Genomic DNA, 2469 nt, shown 5'->3' on the forward strand with positions numbered 1-2469 from the left:
CCGCAGTGGTGGCAGCGCGGCCTGGCGGCGGCGCTGGAGGAAGTGCGCGGGCTGGTGCGGGTGAGCCGCATCGACCAGCCCGAGGCGGTGCTGCTGGCGCCCGACCAGGCCTTCTTCCTGCGCGAGAACCTGAAGCTGAAACTGCTGAACACGCGGCTGTCGCTGCTGGCGCGCCAGAGCGCGGCGGCGCGCGCCGATGCGGCGGCCGCGACGGCCGCGCTCTACAAGTACTTCGATCCCACGTCGCGCCGCACCCAGCTCGCCGCCACGCAGCTGCAGCAGGTGCAGGCGCAGCTGCGCATCGTGGAGCTGCCGCGCATCGACGAAACGCTGGCCGCGCTGACCACCGCGGCCGCCGGAAGATAGGGCGGCCGAGGCATGCGCGCCGCACTCTGGCTCCTGTCCCTGTTCGGCGTCGCCGCGGCGGTGGCGCTGTTCGCCGGCAACAACCAGGGCACGGTCACGCTGTTCTGGCCGCCGTACCGGGTGGACCTGTCTCTCAACCTGGTGCTGTTGGCGCTGGTGGCGGCCTTCCTGTTCCTGCACGCCGCCCTGCGCGCCCTGGGCGCGCTGTTCGACCTGCCGCGCCAGGCGCTGCGCTGGCGCAACCAGCAAAAGGAGCGTTCGATGCACGGCGCGCTGCTGGACGCGCTGTCGCACCTGCTGGCCGGGCGCTTCATCCGCGCGCGCAAATCGGCCGAAGCCTCGCTCGCGCAGGAGCAGTCGTTCAGCGCCTCGGGCGAGCGGCTGCCGCACGGCGCGCAGCTGCGCACGCTGGCGCACCTGCTGGCGGCCGAGAGCGCGCATTCGCTGCAGGACCGCGCCGCGCGCGAAGTGCACCTGAAGCAGTCGATCGAACAATCGGGCGCGCAGGAGACGCGCGAAGGCGCCTTGATGCGTGCCGCGCGCTGGGCGCTGGACGACCACGAGCCGCGCGCCGCGGCGGAATGGCTCAAGGGCCTGCCGCAGGGCGCCGCGCGGCGCACCCTGGCGCTGCGCATCAAGCTGCGCGCCTCGCGCCTGTCGCGCCAGACCGACGACGCGCTGGACACCGCGCGCCTGCTGGCCAAGCACCATGCCTTCTCGCCCGAGGCGGCGCAGGGCATCGTGCGCGGCCTGGCGATCGACCTGGTCAACCAGGCGCACGACGTCGCCCAGCTGCAGCGCGCCTGGGCGCAGCTGGAGCCCGCGGAGCGCCAGATGCCCGAGGTCGCCACGCATGCCGCGCAGCGGCTGGTGCGCCTGGGCGGCGAGCCGCAGCAGTCGCGCGACTGGCTGCTGCCGGTGTGGGAGCGCTACGCGCAGCTGCCCGACGGCGCCAAGGTGAAGCTGGTGCTGGCCCTGCAGCAGGGCATGCAGGCGCTGGACGGCACGTGGCTGGCGCGCATCGAATTAGCCCAGCGCATGGACCCGCGCGACGCGCTGCTGCAATACCTGGCCGGCATGGCCTGCATGCACCGCCAGCTGTGGGGCAAGGCGCAGCAGCTGCTGTCGCAGGCCGTGCACGGCCTGCAGGACGTGCAGCTGCACCGCAATGCCTGGCGCGCGCTGGCGCAGCTGGCCGAGCAGCGCGGCGATGCCCAGGCGGCGGCCGTGGCGTGGAAGAACGCGGCGGGCGAGTAGCCGGGCCGGACAAAGAAAAAACGCGGCCAAGGCCGCGTTTTTTTGTTGCGCCTGAACGGCCTAGAACTTCATGGACGACAGGTCGCGCTTGGTCTCCACCAGCACCAGCGGGCCTTCACTGACCACCACCATCGGCGGGCGCTCGCGCGGAACGTGGGCGGGCTTGGGTTCCGCGGCCATGGCGGCTTGCACCGCGGCGATCTTTTCGGCGTCCGAATTGACCCACTGCAGGCCCGAACTTTCGGCGACCTGCGCCAGCTGGTCCAGCGGCAGTTCGTAGCGCTGCACCTGGGGCGGTGCGGCAACCCGCGTCTGCGCGGCCGGGGCCGTGCTCACGATGGGCTGCACGGCGATGGCGGGCTGGATGGTGGCCGGTGCGGCTTCCTGCATGTCGAACGCCATCTGCGCGACTTGCGGCTGCGCGGCCTGCGGTTGCGCCTCTTGTGGCTGCGCGGCCTGTGGTTGCGCGTCGCCCATGCCTTCGGTGTCGATGCCGTTCCCGGCCATGCCAGCGTCCTCGCGGGGTGCGCGGTCGCCGCGCTCGCGGCGGTCACGGCCGTAGCGGTCGCGCGAGCGTCCGCCGCGGCGGCCTTCGCCCTCGGCGGCATTGCCGTTCGCACCATTCGCACCCGCGCCGTTCACGCCATTGAGCTCGTCGCCCTGGCCGTCCTGGTGGGTGTGCGATTCCAGCACCGCGTTGGCCATCGGCGGCTCGCCCTGGGGGCTGCCGTCGATCACCATGCCGACGGAGGTGGCCGCGCCGGCCAGGCCTTGCGCTTCGGCCGGGGCGTCGCCGCCCTCTGCGCCTTCACTGTCGCGCGGGCCGCGGTCGTTGCGGCGCTCACC

Annotated in this window: 2 protein-coding genes and 1 pseudogene; 2 read left to right on the top strand and 1 reads right to left on the bottom strand. The window is 73.1% G+C overall.

Annotated features, from left to right (window positions below; translation table 11 throughout):
- A partial coding sequence (locus H0U68_RS23435) for a uroporphyrinogen-III C-methyltransferase (RefSeq protein ID WP_296359313.1) occupies positions 1 to 366 on the top strand: 366 nt, incomplete at its 5' end.
- Between the two features lie 12 nt (positions 367 to 378).
- On the top strand, positions 379 to 1623 hold the full coding sequence (locus tag H0U68_RS23440; protein WP_296359315.1) for a heme biosynthesis HemY N-terminal domain-containing protein: 1245 nt from the start codon (positions 379 to 381) through the stop codon (positions 1621 to 1623).
- A gap of 60 nt (positions 1624 to 1683) precedes the next feature.
- On the opposite strand, the pseudogene H0U68_RS23445 reads toward H0U68_RS23440, so the two are convergent.
- Positions 1684 to 2469 (bottom strand): annotated as a pseudogene (locus H0U68_RS23445) (ribonuclease E/G); the annotation flags it as partial.

This window comes from Ramlibacter sp., assembly GCF_013697775.1.
Taxonomy (GTDB): domain Bacteria; phylum Pseudomonadota; class Gammaproteobacteria; order Burkholderiales; family Burkholderiaceae_C; genus Ramlibacter.

Bases quoted from the DNA above. Each gene is read 5' to 3' on its own strand.
- H0U68_RS23440 (WP_296359315.1), top strand. From the start codon at position 379: ATGCGCGCCGCACTCTGGCTCCTGTCCCTGTTCGGCGTCGCCGCGGCG.